Source organism: Streptomyces sp. NPDC020489 (genome assembly GCF_044386545.1).
In the GTDB taxonomy this organism is placed as follows: Bacteria; Actinomycetota; Actinomycetes; order Streptomycetales; family Streptomycetaceae; genus Streptomyces.
Genome location: NZ_JBIRUZ010000006.1, coordinates 346,521 through 364,778, shown reverse-complemented (window position 1 = coordinate 364,778; position 18,258 = coordinate 346,521). Strand labels below are relative to the sequence as shown.

The window sequence follows — 18,258 nt, the reverse complement described above, 5'->3', positions numbered from 1 at the left end:
GGCGTACGCGTAATCGGGTACGGTGTACTCAGTTAAGGAGAGAAGGGGGAACCATGACCGACGGACACGCCGTCCTGGCCGAGGCGCTGGAGAAGCGGTACGGCGACAAACGCGCCCTCGACGGCTTCGACCTGGCCGTCCGCGAGGGCACCGTGCACGGCCTGCTCGGGCCGAACGGCGCCGGCAAGACCACCGCCGTCCGCATCCTGTCCACCCTCGTCCGACTGGACGGCGGACGGGCGACGGTGGCCGGTCTGGACGTGGCCCGACAGCCCCGCGAGGTGCGCGCCCGCATCGGGCTGACGGGGCAGTACGCGGCCGTGGACGAGGTACTCACCGGACGGCAGAACCTGGAGATGTTCGGCCGTCTCTTCCACCTCGGCGGCAGGCGGGCCAAGGCGCGGGCCACCGAGCTGCTGGAGCAGTTCGAGCTCACCGACGCCGCCGACAAGGGGGTCGGCAAGTACAGCGGCGGCATGCGGCGCCGCCTCGACCTCGCCGCCTCCATGATCCTCGCCCCGGCCGTGCTGTTCCTGGACGAGCCGACGACCGGACTCGACCCGCGCAGCCGCGGCGAGGTCTGGGACTCGGTGCGGGCGCTGGTGGCGAGCGGCACCACCGTCCTGCTGACCACGCAGTACCTGGAGGAGGCCGACAAGCTGGCCTCCCGCATCACCGTCATCGACCAGGGGCGGGCCATCGCCGACGACACCCCGGACGGGCTGAAGAGCGCGGTCGGCGGCGACCGGATCGAGGTCGTGGTCGCCGAACGAGCCGACATCCCGCAGGTGGTGAAGGTCGTCGCCCGGGTCTCGGACGGCGAACCCGAGGCGGAGGAGGGCGAATTGCGCGTCCACGCCCCCGTCGTCGACCGGGTCTCCGCGCTCACCGAGGTCGCCCGCACCCTCCAGGACGAGGGGGTCCGCGTCGAGGACATCGGGCTGCGCAGGCCCAGCCTCGACGACGTCTTCCTGCGCCTGACCGGACACCGCACGGAGAAGGAGGCCGCCGCGTGAGCGCCCTGGAGACCACCCGCGGCCGTACCTACTGGGTCCTCGCCGACGTCTGGAACATCGTCCGCCGCGGCCTGACCCACTACCAGCGCCAACCGGTCAACATCGCCTGGCAGCTGGGCTTCCCGATTCTCTCCGTCCTGCTCTACGGCTATGTCTTCGGCAGCGCCATGCAGGTGCCCGGCGGCGGGGACTACAAGGACTTCCTGATGCCCGGGATGTTCGTGATGACCATGGCCTTCGGCTTCATCAACACCGCGACCCTCGTGGTGTACGACGCCACCAAGGGCGTGATCGACCGGTTCCGCTCCATGCCGATGGCCTCCTCCGCGGTCGTGGCCGGACGCGGGGTCACCGATCTGCTCGGCGCCTGCGCCGAGTTGGCCATCATGATGCTGACCGCGGTCGCCATGGGCTGGCGTCCGGACGGCGGCCTCGGTTTCGTCGCGGCCTTCGGGCTGCTGCTGTGGCTGCGGTTCGCGCTGATCTGGGTCGGGGTGTGGCTGGGGCTCATCGTGCCCAACCCGGAGGCGGCGGGCGGGCTGTTCGCGGTCGCCTTCCCGCTGACGATGATCTCCAGCATCTTCGTCGCGCCCCAGCTGATGCCCGACTGGCTCGGCGCGGTGGCCGCCTGGAACCCGATCTCCTCCACCTCCGCCGCCACCCGCGACCTGTTCGGCACCCCGGTCGGCGCCGGTGACTCCTGGGTCGAGCAGCACGCCCTGCTCATGGCGTGCGTGTGGCCGATGATCCTCACCGCGATCTTCCTGCCGCTGGCGGTACGGAGGTTCCGGAGGCTGAGTCGGTAACGTCGTCGGCGTACGGCTCGGACTCCTTCCACCGGACCATCTGGTCCGGGAGGGGCGCCCGGTCACGGCACCGGGCGCCCCTCACCGTCGTACCGGCTCCGGATCGGTCGCCGCTCGGGCGTCGAACTCCTCACGGGCCGCCCGGATGGTGGCGATGTTCGCCTGGGACCAGTCGGTGATGTTCTGGATCAGGCCGCCCATCTCCCGCCCCAGGGCCGTCAGTCGGTACTCCACGCGCGGGGGGACGGTCGGGTAGACGGTACGGTCCAGCAGGCCCTCGCGTTCCAGGGAGCGCAGGGTCGAGGTCAGCACCTTCTGGGTCACGCCGTCCAGACGGCGCCGCAGTTCGGTGAACCGCATCGGCCGGCCGTCCTCCAGGGCCACCAGCACCAGCATCGTCCACTTGCTCGCGATCACCTCCAGCACGGCACGGGTGGGGCAGTCGCGCAGGAAGACGTTCACGCCGCCGTGTTCTCTGAGGTCGAAGCCGGTATCCATGAGGAACCTCGATACCAGACAAGTGCCTTCTTCCGCGCGGGGATCGACGCGCCCGAGGATGAGCGCATGAACCGTATGCGAGCCATCGTCCAGTCCGCGTTCGGCGGCCCCGAGGTACTGACGTACGCCGAGACCCACGTGCCCGAACCCGGGCCGGGGGAAGTGCTGTTGCGGGTCGCGGGGGCCGGAGTGAACCCCGGGGACACGGTGTTGCGGTCCGGACGGGTGCTGGAGCTGGTGACCCTGCCGTGGACGCCGGGGAACGACGTCGCCGGGGTCGTGGAGCGGGTGGGGGAGGGCGTGACCCGGTTCGGGGCGGGGGACGAGGTGTACGGCATGTTGCCGGTCTCGGCACGCGGCGCGTACGCCGAGTACGTCGTCGCACCGGCGGCCGCGCTGGCCCCGAAGCCGAGGAACCTCGACCTCGCGCGGGCCGCGGCCGTGCCGCTGGTCGCGATCACCGCGTGGCAGGCGCTGTCCGTGCTGGCGCGGGTGGCTCCGGGTGACCGGGTCCTGATCCACGCGGCGGCCGGCGGCGTGGGCCATGTCGCGGTGCAACTGGCCAGGGAACTGGGGGCACATGTCATCGGCACCGCGCGGCCGGGCAAGCACGCCTGGCTGCGCGGACTGGGCGCCGACGAACTGGTCGACTACACCGCCGGGGACTTCCGGGCGGCAGTGGAGCCGGTGGACGTGGTCCTGGACCTGGTGGGCGGCGCGTACGGGCCGCGATCGCTGGACGTGCTCAAGCCGGGCGGTCTGCTCATCGGGGCCTCGATCGACCCCGGCGTCGACGAGGAGCGGGCCGGTGCGCGCGGGCTGCGGTACGTGTGGGTCGCCGCCGAGCCGTCCGGGCGGGCGCTGGAGCCGATCACCCGGCGCATCGAGGACGGGCGGCTGACGGTCGCGGTCGAGCGGACGTACCTCTTGTCCGAGGCCGCGGCGGCGCACCGGGCGATCGAGGAGAAGCGGACGACCGGCAAGCTCGTACTGGTGCCGTGACGCCGGTACGTCGAAGGGCGCCCGGCGTGTCGCTGGGCGCCCTTCACGGTCGTACGGGAGTGCTCAGAGCTTCTCGATGACGTAGTCGACGCACTTCGTCAGTGCCTCGACGTCGGCCGGGTCGATCGCCGGGAACATGGCGACGCGCAGCTGGTTGCGGCCGAGCTTGCGGTAGGGCTCGGTGTCGACGATGCCGTTGGCGCGCAGGACCTTGGCGATCGCGGCGGCGTCGATCTCGTCGGAGAAGTCGATGGTGCCGATGACCTGGGAGCGCTTGGCCGGGTCGGTGACGAACGGGCTCGCGAACTTGACGTCCTCGGCCCAGCCGTACAGCGTCCGCGCGGAGGTCGCGGTGCGGCGCACGGCGAAGTCCAGGCCGCCCTGACCGTTGAGCCACTCCAGCTGCTGGTTGAGCAGGAAGAGGGTGGCCAGGGCCGGGGTGTTGTACGTCTGGTTCTTGCGGGAGTTGTCGATCGCCGTCGGCAGGCTGAAGAACTCCGGCACGTGCCGACCGGAGGCGTGGATCCGCTCGGCGCGCTCGATCGCCGCCGGGGAGAAGATCGCGATCCACAGGCCGCCGTCGGCGGCGAAGGACTTCTGCGGGGCGAAGTAGTAGACGTCCGTCTCGGTGATGTCGACCGGCAGGCCGCCGGCGCCGGAGGTCGCGTCGACCACGACGAGGGAGCCCTCGTCGGCACCGGCCACACGCTTGATCGGCATGGCGACACCGGTGGAGGTCTCGTTGTGCGTGAGGGCGTAGACGTCGACGCCCTCCTCGGCCTCGGCGTCCGGGTGCGTGCCGGGGTCGGAGGCGATGACGGTCGGGTCACCCAGCCACGGGGCGAGCTTGGCGGCCTTGGCGAACTTCGAGCTGAACTCGCCGAAGGTCAGGTGCTGCGACCTGTTCTCGATCAGGCCGTGCGTCGCCACGTCCCAGAACGCGGTGGAGCCGCCGTTGCCGAGGACGACCTCGTACCCCTCGGGCAGGGAGAACAGCTCACCGATGCCCTCGCGCACCTGCCCGACCAGGTTCTTCACGGGGGCCTGGCGGTGGGAGGTGCCGAGGAGAGAGGTACCGGTCGCGGCCAGCGCGTCCAGCGCTTCCGTCCGCACCTTGGAGGGGCCAGCGCCGAAACGTCCGTCGGCGGGCTTGATGTCAGCGGGAATCTGGATCTCAGCCACGGGGTGAGGTTAGCCGGTGGGGGAAACAGGGGCGAAACGTAGTCCGTCGGCTGAGACGTGGGGTTTGGAATGCTGGACCCATGACGGATCTCGAGGCCGGTCTGCGCCGGGCGGTCCGGGGCGAGGTGGCGTTCGACGTCACCTCCCGCGCGCTGCACACCATGGACGCCTCCAACTACCGGCGGGTCCCGCTCGGCGTCGTCGCGCCCCGGGACGCCGACGACGTGGCCGCCGCGCTGGAGGTCTGCCGCACGCACGGGGTGCCCGTGGTCGCGCGCGGCGGCGGCACCTCCATCGCAGGACAATCCACCGGCACCGGAGTCGTGCTGGACCTCACCCGGCACATGAACCGGCTGCTCTCCCTCGACCCTGTGTCGCGCACCGCCGTCGTCCAGCCCGGTCTCGTCCTCGACCGGCTCCAGGAGGCCGCCGCCCCGCACGGGCTGCGGTTCGGGCCGGACCCCTCCACGCACAGCCGGTGCACGCTCGGCGGGATGATCGGGAACAACTCGTGCGGCGCGCACTCGGTGGCGTGGGGGACGACCGCGGACAACGTGCGGGAGCTGGAGGTCGTGACCGCGCGCGGCCGGCGGCTGCGGCCCGCGCAGGACTGGGCGGGGGCGCCCGAGGGGCTGCGGGAGCTGGTGGCGGGAGACCTGGCGCGGCTGCGGACCGGGTTCCCGGAGCTGCCGCGCCGGATCTCGGGGTACGCGCTGGACGCGCTGCTGCCGGAGCAGGGCGCGGACGTCGCCCGGTCGTTCTGCGGGAGCGAGGGCACCTGGGGGATCCTCACCGAAGCCGTCGTGACGCTCGTCGAGCCGCCCCGCGCGCGGGCCCTCGCGGTCCTCGGATACCCGGACGAGGGCGCGGCCGCCGAGGCCGCCGCCGGGCTGCTGCCGCACCGCCCGCTGACGGTGGAGGGCATGGCGGCCGACCTGGTGCCCTCGGCGGTCGCGCTGCCCCGGGGCGGGGCGTGGCTGTTCGTGGAGACGGGCGGCGCCACGCAGGCCGAGGCACGCGCGCGTGCGCGGACGATCGTGCGGGCCGCCGACGTCCTGGACGCGGTGGTGGTGACCGACCCGGCGGGACAGCGCGCCCTGTGGCGGATCCGCGAGGACGCCGCCGGGACGGCCACCCGGATGCCGGACGGCAGCGAGGCGTGGCCCGGCTGGGAGGACTGCGCGGTGCCGCCGGCCCGGCTGGGCGCCTATCTGCGCGACTTCCGGGGGCTGCTCGCCGAGCACCGACTGCGCGGGACGCCGTACGGGCACTTCGGGGACGGCTGCATCCACGTCCGTATCGACTTCGACCTGCTGACCGAGGCGGGGGTGGCCCGCTTCCGGCGCTTCTCCGAGGAGCTGGCCGATCTGGTGGTGGCGCACGGCGGTTCGCTGTCCGGGGAGCACGGGGACGGGCAGGCGCGGGCGGAGCTGCTGCCGCGGATGTACGGACCGGAGCTGGTGGGCCTGTTCGAGCGGGCGAAGGCGGTGTGGGACCCGGACGACCTGCTGAACCCCGGGATGCTGGTCCGCCCGGCGCCGCTGGACGCGAACCTCCGCTTCTCCGTCCTGCCCCGCGAGCCGGTCGACGTGGCCTTCGGCTACCCCGCCGACGGCGGTGACTTCTCCGCGGCGGTCCGCCGGTGCGTGGGCGTCGCGAAGTGCCGTACGACGTCCGCGCCCGGATCCTCCGTCATGTGCCCCTCCTTCCGCGCGACCGGCGAGGAGGAGCACTCCACGCGCGGGCGCGCCCGGCTGCTGCACGAGATGCTCGCGGGCGAACTGGTCACCGGGGGCTGGCGGTCGACAGAGGTACGGGACGCGCTGGATCTGTGCCTGTCCTGCAAGGGCTGCCGTTCCGACTGCCCGGTCGGCGTCGACATGGCCACCTACAAGGCGGAGTTCCTGCACCACCACTACGCGGGGCGGCGCCGCCCCGCCGCGCACCACTCGATGGGCCGGCTGCCGGTGTGGCTGCGGGCGGTGGCCCGTACCCGCACGGCGCGCCTGTTCAACGCCCTCGCCGCGGTCGGGCCGGTCGCGACGCTGGGCAAGCGGCTCGGCGGGATCGCGCCCGAGCGCGCGCTTCCCCGGGTGGCGACGCGGACGTTCACCCGGTGGTGGGCCCGCCGCGAGGCCGGGCGCGGTGACGGGCCGCGCGGGAGGGTGGTCCTGTGGCCGGACACCTTCACCGAGCATCTGTCGCCGTCGGTGGGCCGGGCGGCGGTACGGGTCCTCAGGGCGGCGGGCATCTCGACGGTCCTGCCCCCGACGCTGATCCCGTCCCGGGGAGGCTTCCGGCCCCTGGCCGCCCGCCGGGGCCGGGTCTGCTGCGGCCTGACCTACGTCTCCACGGGCCAGCTGGACCGCGCCCGTACGGTCATGCGCCGCACCCTCGACCTGATGGCACCGGTCCTTCAGACGGACCTCCTCGTGCTCGTCCTGGAACCGAGCTGCGCGGCGGCCCTGCGCACGGACCTGCCCGAGCTGCTCCACGACGACGAGCGGGCGGGACGCCTGGCCGCCCGGGTGGTGACCTTCGCGGAGGCCCTGGAGCGCCTGGCGCCGGAGTGGACCCCGCCTCGGCTGAACCGCCCGGTCACCGGCCAGACCCACTGCCACCAGCACGCGGTCCTCGGCGAGGCCGCCGAGCGCCGGCTGCGCGAGGCGGCGGGCCTCACCGGCGAGCTGGCCTCCGGCTGCTGCGGGCTCGCGGGCAACTTCGGCTTCGAGAAGGGCCACTTCGAGGTGTCCCGCGCCTGCGCCGAGGACCAGCTCCTGCCCGCGGTACGGGCGGCGGACCCCGACGCGGTGATCCTCGCCGACGGGTTCTCGTGCCGGACGCAGCTGGAGCAGCTGGCGGGGACGCGAGGGCGGCATCTGGCGGAGGTGCTGGCTGAGGGGCTGGGGGAGGAGGGGCTGGGGGAGGAGGGGCTGGGGGAGGACCAAGGGACGAAAGACCCTGGAGCGGGGCCGGCCGGTCGGGGACAGTCGTAAAAGGGGTTCACGCACCTGGCGTAGTCCATTACCCTGGACTCGGTAGTACACCCCGATGAACATAGCCGTGTGCCGAGCCCCCTGGAAGGCCCCGTGACCACCCCCAGCGCCGCCGTCCCGTCCACCGCCACGCCGGTCGTCCCGGCCCCGGCCGGTGCCCCGCGCCGCCGCGGTTCGCTCGGCCCCGTCGGGCTGGTGCTGGCCGGCGGGATCTCGGTGCAGTTCGGCGGGGCGCTGGCGGTCAGCCTGATGCCGCGGGCCGGGGCGATGGGTGTGGTGACCCTGCGGCTGGTCGCGGCGGCGTTGGTGCTGCTGGTGATCTGCCGTCCCAGGCTGCGCGGCCACTCGCGGGCGGACTGGGGCACGGTGGTGGTCTTCGGCCTCACCATGGCCGCGATGAACGGCCTGTTCTACCAGTCGGTCGCGCGCATCCCGCTGGGCCCGGCGGTCACCCTGGAGGTCCTCGGCCCCCTCGCGCTCTCCGTCCTGGCCTCCCGCCGGGCGATCAACCTCGTGTGGGCCGGACTGGCCCTGGCGGGCGTGTTCCTGCTCGGCGGCGGGGGCTTCGGGAGCCTGGACCGGGCGGGTGTGGCGTTCGCCCTGGCCGCGGGGGCGATGTGGGCGGCGTACATCGTCTTCAGCGCGCGCACCGGACGCCGCTTCCCGCAGGCCGACGGACTGGCCCTGGCGATGGGGGCCGCGGCGCTGATGTTCCTGCCGCTGGGGATCGCCGAGTCGGGCACGAAGCTCCTCGACCCCACGACGATCCTCCTCGGCTCGGCGGTGGCGCTCCTCTCCTCCGTCCTGCCCTACACCCTCGAACTCCTCGCCCTGCGCCGCCTGCCCGCCTCCACCTTCGCCATCCTGATGAGCCTCGAACCCGCCGTCGCCGCCACCGCCGGCTTCCTCGTCCTGGACCAGGCCCTCACCACCACCGAGTCCGCCGCCATCGCCCTGGTCATCGCCGCGAGCATGGGGGCGGTGCGCACCCAGGTGGGCCGCAGGAAGGCGAACCTCGGGGAACCGCAGGGGAGTTGACCCGCCGCCGCTCCCCCCGGGCAACCGGCTTCTCGTACGTTATGCGCATTGTCAGCGGTCCTGACCGGCCTCACCCTGAGCTCTCATGGACAACGGAGTACCGGACGGGCAGACCGGCGCGCCTCCCCGGCCGTCGACGACCGAACTGGTGGAACTGGTCATCCCCGGGACCGGCGTGGTGGACCGCGAGGAGGCGCTGCGGCCGTCCGAAGTCCGGCAGGTGAGCGGCGACGACAGCGCGGGCTGGTACCGGGCCGCCGAGCCGGATCCGGACGGGCCGCCGGTGCTGCGGGAGGTGTACGACTGGCCCCGGCTGCTGATCGGCGGTGCCGGCCGGGCGGTCTGGCTCTTCCTGCTGCCGTTCCTCGTGATCAACCTGGTGACCTGGATGCAGCCGCGGCTGCCCGACCGCTCCTGGCAGGGCTCGCTGTACAGCTTCGGGGCGCGGCTGCTCGGACTCTCCCTGACCGTGATGCTCGTCGGCGTCTTCGGACAGACCGCCATGGACCAGGTCGTCTGGCAGTGCGGAGCCGCCGTCGCCGACTGCGTCCCGGACAACTTCGCGGTGACCGCGGCCCGCCGGCCGGACACCGGCACGGGTCTGGCGCTGGCGGCCCTCGCGCCCCTGATCGTCGGCACCCTGATGGCGTTCAGCGCCCGGGACGCCAAACGCGAGTACCGCCCGGTCCTCAGGACCGCCTCCCGCGAGGACTACGAGCAGGACGAGGAGCGGGACCGGCACCGCTGCGACGGACACACCCGCCGGCCCCTGGAGGTCCGCGGCTTCTGGGAGCACAACACCCGCGCCCGGGGCCTGGCCACCCGGCACCTGTGTGCGGGGCTGCTCACCGTGGCCATGCTCCTGATCGTCCCGCCGCTCCAGTACGACCTGCGCGCGGGCGACGCAGCCCTCGCCCTGACCGTGTTCGTGCTGACCCTGGTCATGGCCGCCCTCGTGGTGATCGACGGCCCGTACTTCCGGGCGGGCTACGTCCGGCGCGAGGAAACCGTGGGCCGGCCCCGGCGCCGGCGCCTGTGGCCCCTGCGGCACGCGCGGGCCGCCGTCATCGCCTGCCTGCTGGTGACGGTCGCCGCCATGGTGTGCTGCGCGGTGCCGAGCCGGGACTGGGCCGCCGCCCGCGAGCGTTCCGTCATGCTGCCCGGCATGGGTGCCGAGGCGAACTACGTGGTCATCGCCCAGGGCGTGGGGCTCGCGCTGATGGTCGCCGCCTGTCTCGCCATGCTCGCGGGGGAGTCCGGCACGGCGGCGAGGACCACCCTGTTCGGGCTGCTGGGGCCGGTGGTGGGCGTGCTGGCCTGCTTCACCGGCTGGCTGTACACGGCCGCGTTCTCCCTGTGGGCCCAGGGCTGGCTCACCCCCGACGGCGACGCTTACGCGGCCCGCATCCCGAGGGCCGTCCAGGTGGTCGCGGCGGCCTTCCCGCTGGTGGTGCTGATCGCCGCGGGGGTGGGCGCGGTCGCCGCCGCCTTCGTCGCCGTACGCGGGCCGTGGCGGCCGCAGGACCCTCCGCCCGCGCCCGAACCCGGCGCGGACGCCGACGACACCGCGGACAACCAGAGCCAGGAGGCGGTGCTGCGCTTCGCGGAGTACACCAAGACCCGCGCCCTGATCTGGTACGACCGCGGTCTGGCCACCCTCGCGGTGCTGGTCGTCCTGCTCACCTGTGCCATGTACGGGGCGTACTGGGTCGGCGACGGCTCCTGGTTGGCGGGGGTACGGGAGGTGACGGCCGCCGGGCTGAAGCAGCTGACGACCCTCGGGGCCGTCATCCTGGTCGGCCTCGTCGCGGTGGCCGCCTTCGCCGTACGGGCTATCGTGCTGCGGCCCGAGATGCGCCGGAACGCCGGGCTGGCCTGGGCGTTCGGCGCGTTCTGGCCGCGGGCGGCGCATCCGTTCACCCCGGCGGCCTGGGCGGTGCGGACCGTCCCCGAACTGGTGCACCGCATCGAGCACCTGCTGGACGGCAACGAGCGGCGCATGCTGATCCAGGCGCACTCGATGGGGTCCGTCATCGCGGTCGCGGCGCTGTGGCAGGTCCGGCCCGACCTGCGCCCGCGCATCGCCCTGCTCACCACGGGCAGCCCGGTCGGGGTGGTGTTCCAGCGGCACTACCCGGGATACGCGCCCGACGACTCGATCCGTTCACTGGCGACCCTGCGCGCCTGGACCAACGTCCACCGCACCACGGACGTGCTGGCGGGACCGGTCATGGGGGACATGGCCGCGAGCGGCCGGTTCGAGGACGTGGAGTGGAAGGACGGGGTGAACCCGACAGGCGACCCGGCGGTCGCGAGCCCCCGCCGGACGCCGGCCCAGCCCGTCTTCTGGCCGTTGGAGCGGCACAACAACTACCGCCGCGCGCCCTGGCTCCGCCCGCTTCGCAGGCGTCTCCTCGACCGCCTCGCGGAACCCCCTGCCGCTCCGGCCCCGGCCGTCCCACCCGCCCGCGCGCCGGACGGCGGTCCTGGTCCGGGTGTGCTGAGCGACGCCGACTGAGTGCGCTGACCGAGACCGCCTCGGCAATAAATCAATGCAAGCATGCTTGCTTGTTTTTGGGCCGGCTGCCATTCTCGCCCCATGGCAGACCCGACACCCGTGCTCGACGATCTGCGCGCCGAGAGCGAGGAGCTCGACCGGCTGGTCGCCGGGCTGAGCCCCGAGCGCTGGCGCCTCGCGACCCCCGCACCCCGGTGGACCATCGCCCACCAGATCGCCCACCTCGCCTGGACGGACCACTCGGCGCTGCTGGCCGTGACCGACGAGGACGCGTTCCGGGCGCTGGTCGACAAGGCCCTCGCCCACCCGGGGTCCTTCGTCGACGACGGCGCGGAGGAGGGGGCCGGGCTGGCGCCCGGCGAGCTGCTGGCGCGGTGGCGGGAGGGTCGTGCCGCGCTCGACCGGGCGCTGCGCGAGGCGCCGCCCGGTGCCCGCTTCCCCTGGTACGGCCCGCCCATGGCCACCGCCTCCATGGCCACGGCCCGGCTCATGGAGACCTGGGCCCACGGCCAGGACGTCGCCGAGGCGCTGGACGTGTCCCGCGCCCCCACCGACCGGCTCCGGCACATCGTCCGCCTCGGTGTCCGCACCCGCGACTTCGCCTTCGGGGTGCACGGACTGACCCCGCCGCCCGGCGAGTTCCGGATCGAACTGCGCGCCCCGACCGGCGAGTTGTGGGCCTACGGCCCCGAGAACGCCGGAGAGCGGGTCACCGGCACCGCCCTCGACTTCTGCCTCCTGGTCACCCAGCGCGCCCACCGCGCCGACCTCGCCCTGCGCGCCGACGGCCCGGACGCCGACCGCTGGCTGGACATCGCCCAGGCCTTCGCGGGACCGCCGGGGGACGGGCGCAAGCCGAAGGAGGGCCCGGCGTGACGGTTCTGCGGGTCGGCAACGCCTCCGGCTTCTACGGCGACCGGTTCGACGCCCTGCACGAGATGCTCACCGGCGGCGAGCTCGACGTCCTCACCGGCGACTACCTCGCCGAACTGACCATGCTCATCCTCGGCCGCGACCGGATGAAGGACCCCGGCGCCGGATACGCCCGCACCTTCCTGCGGCAGCTGGAGGAGTGCCTGGGCCTCGCGCACGAGCGGGGCGTACGGATCGTCACCAACGCCGGGGGACTCAACCCCGCCGGACTCGCGGGCCGGGTACGGGAGGCGGCCGAGCGGCTCGGCATCCCCGTCCGTGTCGCCCACGTCGAGGGCGACGACCTGACCGCGCACCACCCCGGCGCCCTCGCCGCCCACGCCTACCTCGGCGGCTTCGGCATCGCCGCCTGTCTGCGCGAGGGCGCCGACATCGTGGTCACCGGACGCGTGACCGACGCGGCCCTGGTCACCGGGCCCGCCGCCGCCCACTTCGGCTGGGGTCCCGGGGCGCACGACCGGCTGGCGGGGGCCGTCGTCGCCGGGCACGTGCTGGAGTGCGGCACACAGGCGACCGGCGGGAACTACGCCTTCTTCCGGGAAGGGGACGTCCGCAGACCCGGCTTCCCCCTCGCCGAGCTCCACGAGGACGGTACGGCGGTCATCACCAAGCACCCCGGCACCGGCGGCTTCGTCGACGTCGGCACGGTGACCGCGCAGCTGCTGTACGAGACCGGCGGCGCCCGGTACGCCGGGCCCGATGTCACCGCCCGCCTCGACACCGTCCGCCTCACCCAGGACGGCCCCGACCGCGTCCGGATCGAGGGCGTCCGGGGCGAGGCCCCGCCACCGACCCTCAAGGTCGGCCGCAACCGGCTCGGCGGGTTCCGCAACGAGGTCGTCTTCGTCCTGACCGGGCTCGACATCGAGGCCAAGGCGGACCTGGCGCGGGCACAGATGGCCCCCCACCTCGGCAAGGTCGCCGACGTCCGCTGGGACCTCGTCCGCACCGACCGGCCCGACGCCGACACCGAGGAGACCGCGAGCGCGCTGCTGCGGCTCGTCGTACGGGACCCCGACCAGGAGGCCGTGGGGCGGGCGCTGAGCGGGGCGGCCATCGAGCTGGCCCTCGCCAGCTACCCCGGCTTCCACGTCCTCGCACCCCCCGGGAAGGGCGCGCCCTACGGGGTCTTCGAGGAGGCGTACGTCCCCCAGGACGCCGTGACCCAGGTGGCCGTCCTCCACGACGGACGGCGGCTGACCGTGCCACCGGCCCAGGACACCCTCGTCCTCGACGCCGTACCCGAGCCGCCCCTGCCCGCGCCGCTCCCACCGGGCCCCACCCGCCGGGCCCCGCTCGGGCTCGTCGTCGGCGCCCGCAGCGGCGACAAGGGCGGGAACGCCAACGTCGGCGTGTGGGCCCGCACCGACGAGGCCTGGCGGTGGCTCGCGCACACCCTCACCGTCGACCTCTTCCGCGAACTGCTCCCGGAGACAGCCGAGTTGACGGTCACCCGACACCTCCTGCCGCACCTGCGGGCCCTCAACTTCGTCGTCGAGGGCATCCTCGGCGCCGGTGTCGCCGCCCAGCACCGTTTCGACCCGCAGGCCAAGGCGCTCGGCGAATGGCTGCGCTCCCGCCACCTCGACATACCGGAGGCCCTGCTGTGACCGTCCTGCCATCGACGCTGGACACCACCGGCCCCGACTACCGCGCCCACCGCGAGGCCATGCTCGCCAAGCTCGCCGAGCTGGACGCCGAGCACGCCAAGGCCCTCGCGGGGGGCGGCGAGAAGTACCTCGGGCGGCACCGGGGGCGCGGCAAGCTACTCGCCCGTGAGCGCATCGAGCTGCTCCTCGACCCCGACACCCCCTTCCTGGAACTGTCCCCGCTCGCCGCCTGGGGCAGCGACTACACGGTCGGCGCCTCGCTCGTCACCGGCATCGGGGTCGTCGAGGGCGTGGAGTGCCTGATCACCGCCAACGACCCCACCGTGCGCGGCGGCGCCAGCAATCCCTGGTCGCTGAAGAAGGCCCTGCGCGCCAACGACATCGCGCTCGCCAACCGGCTGCCCTGCATCAGCCTGGTGGAGTCGGGAGGCGCCGACCTGCCCTCCCAGAAGGAGATCTTCATCCCCGGCGGCGCCATCTTCCGCGACCTCACCCGGCTCTCCGCCGCCGGGATCCCCACGGTCGCCGTCGTCTTCGGCAACTCCACCGCCGGCGGCGCGTACGTCCCCGGCCTGTCCGACCACGTGATCATGGTCAAAGAGCGCGCGAAGGTCTTCCTCGGCGGGCCGCCGCTGGTGAAGATGGCCACCGGCGAGGAGAGCGACGACGAGTCCCTCGGCGGCGCCGAGATGCACGCGCGCGTGTCCGGGCTCGCCGACTACTTCGCCGTGGACGAGCGGGACGCGCTGCGCCAGGCCCGGCGGGTGGTCGCCCGCCTCAACCACCGCAAGGCGTACGGCGATCCGGGCCCGGCCGAACCGCCCACATACGACGCGGAGGAACTGCTGGGAATCGTCCCCGGCGATCTGAAGACACCCTTCGACCCCCGCGAGGTCATCGCCCGGATCGTCGACGCCTCCGACTTCGACGAGTTCAAGCCGCTGTACGGGACGAGCTTGGTGACGGGGTGGGCGGCGCTGCACGGCTACCCGATCGGGGTGCTGGCCAACGCCCAGGGCGTGCTGTTCTCCGAGGAGTCCCAGAAGGCGGCCCAGTTCATCCAGCTCGCCAACCAGCGCGACATCCCTCTGCTCTTCCTGCACAACACCACCGGCTACATGGTCGGCAAGGAGTACGAGCAGGGCGGCATCATCAAACACGGCGCGATGATGATCAACGCGGTCTCCAACTCCCGCGTCCCGCACCTGTCCGTACTCATGGGCGCCTCCTACGGCGCCGGCCACTACGGCATGTGCGGACGGGCTTACGACCCCCGCTTCCTGTTCGCCTGGCCCAGCGCCAAGTCGGCCGTGATGGGCCCCCAGCAGCTCGCGGGCGTGCTCTCCATCGTGGCCCGCCAGTCGGCGGCGGCCAAGGGACAGCCCTACGACGACGAGGGCGACGCCGCCCTGCGCGCCCTGGTCGAGCAGCAGATCGAGTCCGAGTCGCTGCCGATGTTCCTGTCCGGGCGGCTCTACGACGACGGCGTCATCGACCCCCGCGACACCCGGACGGTACTGGGACTGTGCCTGTCCGCGATCCACACCGCCCCCTACGAGGGCGCACGCGGCGGCTTCGGCGTCTTCCGGATGTGAGAGGGAACCCTTCAGTGATCACTTCTGTGCTCGTCGCCAACCGGGGCGAGATCGCCTGCCGGATCTTCCGCACCTGCCACGAGCTGGGCATCCGGACCGTCGCCGTGCACTCGGACCCGGACGCGAACGCCCTGCACACCCGCGTGGCGGACGCGGCCGTACGGCTCCCGGGCGCGGCCCCCGCCGACACCTATCTGCGCGCCGACCTGATCGTGAAGGCGGCCCTCGCCTCCGGCGCCGACGCCGTGCACCCCGGGTACGGCTTCCTCTCCGAGAACGCCGACTTCGCCCGGGCCGTCCTGGACGCGGGCCTGGTCTGGATCGGCCCGCCGCCGTCCGCGATCGAGGCGATGGCGTCCAAGACACGCGCGAAGCAGCTCATGGGACTCGCGCCGCTGGGTGACGTGAGCGAGTCCGACCTGCCGGTGCTGGTGAAGGCCGCCGCGGGCGGCGGCGGGCGCGGCATGCGGATCGTGCGCCGCATGGAGGACCTGACGGCAGCCCTGGACAGCGCCCGCGCCGAGGCCGCGAGCGCCTTCGGGGACGGCGAGGTGTTCGTCGAGCCGTACGTGGAGGACGGGCGCCATGTCGAGGTGCAGGTGCTCGCCGACACGCACGGCACGGTGTGGGCGCTGGGCACCCGCGACTGCTCCCTCCAGCGCCGCCACCAGAAGGTCATCGAGGAGGCGCCGGCACCCGGGCTCCCCGAGGGGCTCGTGACGGAACTGCACGCGCTCGCCGTACGCGCGGCGCGCGCTGTCGCCTACGTCGGCGCGGGCACCGTCGAGTTCCTCGTCGCCGGGAACACCGCGCACTTCCTGGAGATGAACACCCGCCTCCAGGTCGAACACCCGGTCACGGAGGCTGTGTTCGGCCTCGACCTGGTGGCCGAGCAGATCCGTGTCGCCGAGGGCCACGCCCTCCCGCCCGAACCGCCCCCCGCGCGCGGCCACGCGATCGAGGCCCGCCTCTACGCCGAGGACCCGGCGACCGACTGGACCCCCCAGACGGGCACCCTGCACCGCCTGAGCGTCCCGGACACCGTCCGCCTGGACACGGGCTACGCGGACGGCGACGCGATCGGCGTCCACTACGACCCGATGCTCGCCAAGGTCGTCGCCCACGCCCCCACCCGCAAGGAGGCCGTCCGCAGACTGGCGGGCGCCCTGGAAAGGGCCACGATCCACGGCCCCACCACCAACCGGGACCTGCTCGTCAACTCCCTGCGCCACAAGGAGTTCACCACGGCCCGCATGGACACCGGCTTCTACGACCGCCACCTCACCCAACTCGTCGGCGGCACCGGGGACCCGCACGCCCCCCTGGCGGCGGCCCTCGCGGACGCGGTCGGCCGCTCCCGCTTCGGCGGCTGGCGCAACCTGCCCTCGGCCCCGCAGACGAAGCGGTACGCCATGGCGGGCGAGGAGCACGAGGTCCGCTACCGGCACACCAGGAACGGCCTGGAGGCGGACGGGGTGCGGGTTCTGCACGCGGACGCGAGCCTGGTCGTCCTCGAAGTGGAGGGAGTGCGCCGGACGTTCGAGGTGGCGAGATACGGCGACCAGCTGTACGTGGGCGCCACGGCGCTGCGGGCCCTGCCCCGCTTCCCGGACCCGACGGCCCAGCTCGCCCCGGGTTCCCTCCTGGCCCCCATGCCGGGAACGGTCGTACGGGTCGCCGACGGGCTGGCGGAGGGGGTCGCCGTGGAAGCGGGCCAACCCCTCCTGTGGCTGGAGGCGATGAAGATGGAACACCGGATCACGGCGCCGGTGAAAGGCACGCTCACGGCGCTGCAGGTAGTACCCGGCCAACAGGTAACGGTCGGCTCCCTACTGGCGGTGGTGGAACCCACCTAGGGGCGCGGGGAACTGCGCGACCAGCCACAGACAACTCGCACCCAGGAGGAGTCCCATGCCGTCCACGATCGAATCCGAAGAACACAAAGCCCTCCGCACAGCCGTAGCCGCCCTGGGCAAACGCCACGGCCGTACCTACGACCGGGAAGCCCTGTGGTCCGAGGCGGCCAAGCTCGGCTACCTCGGCGTCAACCTCCCCGAGGAGTACGGAGGCGGAGGCGGCGGCATCGCCGAACTCTCCCTCGTCCTGGAGGAACTCGGCGCCGCCGGCGCCCCCCTGCTGATGATGATCGTGTCCCCCGCCATCTGCGGCACCGTCATCGCCCGCTTCGGCACGGAGTCCCAGAAGCGCAACTGGCTCCCCGCCCTCGCCGACGGCACCCGCACCATGGCCTTCGGCATCACCGAACCCGACGCCGGCTCCAACTCCCACCGCATCACCACCACCGCCCGCCGCGACCCCGACACCGGGGACTGGCTCCTCACCGGCCGCAAGGTCTTCGTCAGCGGCGTGGACATAGCCGACGCCACCCTCGTCGTCGGCCGCACCCAGGACTCCCGCACCGGCCGCCTCAAGCCCTGCCTCTTCATCGTCCCGCGCGACGCCCCGGGCTTCGGCAGGCGCCACATCGAGATGGAACTCAACGCCCAGGAAAAGCAGTTCGAGCTCACCCTCGACGACGTACGCCTCCCCGCCGACGCGCTCGTCGGCGACGAGGACGCGGGCCTCCTCCAACTCTTCGCCGGCCTCAACCCCGAACGGATCATGACCGCCGCCTTCGCGATCGGCATGGGCCGGTACGCCCTGGCGAAGGCCATCGAGTACGCGCGCGACCGCACCGTCTGGAACACCCCCATCGGCGCCCACCAGGCCATCGCCCACCCCCTGGCGCAGGCCCACATCGACCTCGAACTGGCCCGGTTGATGATGCAGAAGGCGGCCCACCTGTACGACGCGGGCGACGACGTGGGCGCGGGCGAGGCCGCAAACATGGCGAAGTACGCGGCGGGGGAGGCGTGCGTGAAGGCCGTCGACCAGGCCGTGCACACCCTCGGCGGCAACGGCCTCACCCGCGAGTTCGGACTCGCCTCGCTGATCACCGCCGCGCGCGTGGCCCGTATCGCCCCGGTGAGCAGGGAGATGATCCTCAACTACGTCTCCCACCAGACCCTGGGTCTGCCCAAGTCGTACTAGGCCGTCGACCGCC

General features: G+C 73.2%; 13 protein-coding genes. 11 read left to right on the top strand and 2 right to left on the bottom strand.

Annotated features, from left to right (window positions below):
* Positions 1-53 precede the first annotated feature (53 nt).
* Together ACH41F_RS18735 and ACH41F_RS18730 are read left to right on the top strand one after the other, a co-directional pair.
* The gene (locus ACH41F_RS18735; protein ID WP_391234171.1) at positions 54-1,016 is read left to right on the top strand and encodes an ATP-binding cassette domain-containing protein; all 963 of its coding nucleotides are present in this window, start codon (positions 54-56) and stop codon (positions 1,014-1,016) included.
* The gene (locus ACH41F_RS18730; protein ID WP_398836621.1) at positions 1,013-1,822 is read left to right on the top strand and encodes an ABC transporter permease; all 810 of its coding nucleotides are present in this window, start codon (positions 1,013-1,015) and stop codon (positions 1,820-1,822) included. The genes ACH41F_RS18735 and ACH41F_RS18730 overlap by 4 nt, the downstream gene beginning before the upstream one ends.
* 81 nt (positions 1,823-1,903) lie before the next feature.
* On the opposite strand, the gene ACH41F_RS18725 is transcribed toward ACH41F_RS18730, so the two are convergent.
* Complete coding sequence (locus ACH41F_RS18725) at positions 1,904-2,320, bottom strand: winged helix-turn-helix transcriptional regulator (RefSeq protein WP_391234173.1); 417 nt, start codon at positions 2,318-2,320, stop codon at positions 1,904-1,906.
* A 66-nt stretch (positions 2,321-2,386) separates the two neighbouring features.
* Here ACH41F_RS18725 and ACH41F_RS18720 point away from each other — a divergent pair, with 66 nt between their 5' ends.
* Positions 2,387-3,322: an NADP-dependent oxidoreductase gene (locus ACH41F_RS18720; RefSeq protein ID WP_398836619.1), complete on the top strand. Its 936-nt coding sequence runs from the start codon at positions 2,387-2,389 to the stop codon at positions 3,320-3,322.
* A gap of 63 nt (positions 3,323-3,385) precedes the next feature.
* On the opposite strand, the gene serC is transcribed toward ACH41F_RS18720, so the two are convergent.
* Positions 3,386-4,504, bottom strand: a complete 1,119-nt coding sequence (gene serC / locus ACH41F_RS18715; protein ID WP_391234175.1) for a phosphoserine transaminase — start codon at positions 4,502-4,504, stop codon at positions 3,386-3,388.
* 80 nt (positions 4,505-4,584) lie between these two features.
* Here serC and ACH41F_RS18710 point away from each other — a divergent pair, with 80 nt between their 5' ends.
* The 8 genes from ACH41F_RS18710 to ACH41F_RS18675 all read left to right on the top strand — a co-directional run bounded on the left by ACH41F_RS18710 (position 4,585) and on the right by ACH41F_RS18675 (position 18,245).
* Positions 4,585-7,500: an FAD-binding and (Fe-S)-binding domain-containing protein gene (locus ACH41F_RS18710; protein WP_398836618.1), complete on the top strand. Its 2,916-nt coding sequence runs from the start codon at positions 4,585-4,587 to the stop codon at positions 7,498-7,500.
* 93 nt (positions 7,501-7,593) lie between these two features.
* Positions 7,594-8,538, top strand: coding sequence for an EamA family transporter (locus tag ACH41F_RS18705; RefSeq protein WP_398836616.1), 945 nt, complete (start codon positions 7,594-7,596; stop codon positions 8,536-8,538).
* Positions 8,539-8,623: 85 nt separating this feature from the next.
* Entirely contained in the window at positions 8,624-11,056 is a 2,433-nt protein-coding gene (locus tag ACH41F_RS18700) for a hypothetical protein (RefSeq protein ID WP_391234178.1), read from the top strand.
* Positions 11,057-11,137: 81 nt separating this feature from the next.
* Entirely contained in the window at positions 11,138-11,932 is a 795-nt protein-coding gene (locus ACH41F_RS18695; protein ID WP_398836614.1) for a TIGR03084 family metal-binding protein, read from the top strand.
* Positions 11,929-13,599, top strand: coding sequence for an acyclic terpene utilization AtuA family protein (locus tag ACH41F_RS18690; RefSeq protein ID WP_398836613.1), 1,671 nt, complete (start codon positions 11,929-11,931; stop codon positions 13,597-13,599). Before ACH41F_RS18695 ends, ACH41F_RS18690 begins: the two co-directional genes overlap by 4 nt.
* Complete coding sequence (locus ACH41F_RS18685) at positions 13,596-15,194, top strand: acyl-CoA carboxylase subunit beta (protein WP_398836611.1); 1,599 nt, start codon at positions 13,596-13,598, stop codon at positions 15,192-15,194. Before ACH41F_RS18690 ends, ACH41F_RS18685 begins: the two co-directional genes overlap by 4 nt.
* A 14-nt stretch (positions 15,195-15,208) precedes the next feature.
* Entirely contained in the window at positions 15,209-17,050 is a 1,842-nt protein-coding gene (locus tag ACH41F_RS18680) for a biotin carboxylase N-terminal domain-containing protein (RefSeq protein WP_398836609.1), read from the top strand.
* 55 nt (positions 17,051-17,105) lie between these two features.
* Positions 17,106-18,245, top strand: a complete 1,140-nt coding sequence (locus ACH41F_RS18675; protein WP_391234183.1) for an acyl-CoA dehydrogenase family protein — start codon at positions 17,106-17,108, stop codon at positions 18,243-18,245.
* Positions 18,246-18,258 lie beyond the last annotated feature (13 nt).

Bases quoted from the DNA above. Each gene is read 5' to 3' on its own strand.
- ACH41F_RS18720 (WP_398836619.1), top strand. From the start codon at position 2,387: ATGAACCGTATGCGAGCCATCGTCCAGTCCGCGTTCGGCGGCCCCGAG.
- ACH41F_RS18695 (WP_398836614.1), top strand. From the start codon at position 11,138: ATGGCAGACCCGACACCCGTGCTCGACGATCTGCGCGCCGAGAGCGAG.
- ACH41F_RS18725 (WP_391234173.1), bottom strand. From the start codon at position 2,320: ATGGATACCGGCTTCGACCTCAGAGAACACGGCGGCGTGAACGTCTTC.
- ACH41F_RS18710 (WP_398836618.1), top strand. From the start codon at position 4,585: ATGACGGATCTCGAGGCCGGTCTGCGCCGGGCGGTCCGGGGCGAGGTG.
- ACH41F_RS18700 (WP_391234178.1), top strand. From the start codon at position 8,624: ATGGACAACGGAGTACCGGACGGGCAGACCGGCGCGCCTCCCCGGCCG.
- ACH41F_RS18675 (WP_391234183.1), top strand. From the start codon at position 17,106: ATGCCGTCCACGATCGAATCCGAAGAACACAAAGCCCTCCGCACAGCC.
- ACH41F_RS18735 (WP_391234171.1), top strand. From the start codon at position 54: ATGACCGACGGACACGCCGTCCTGGCCGAGGCGCTGGAGAAGCGGTAC.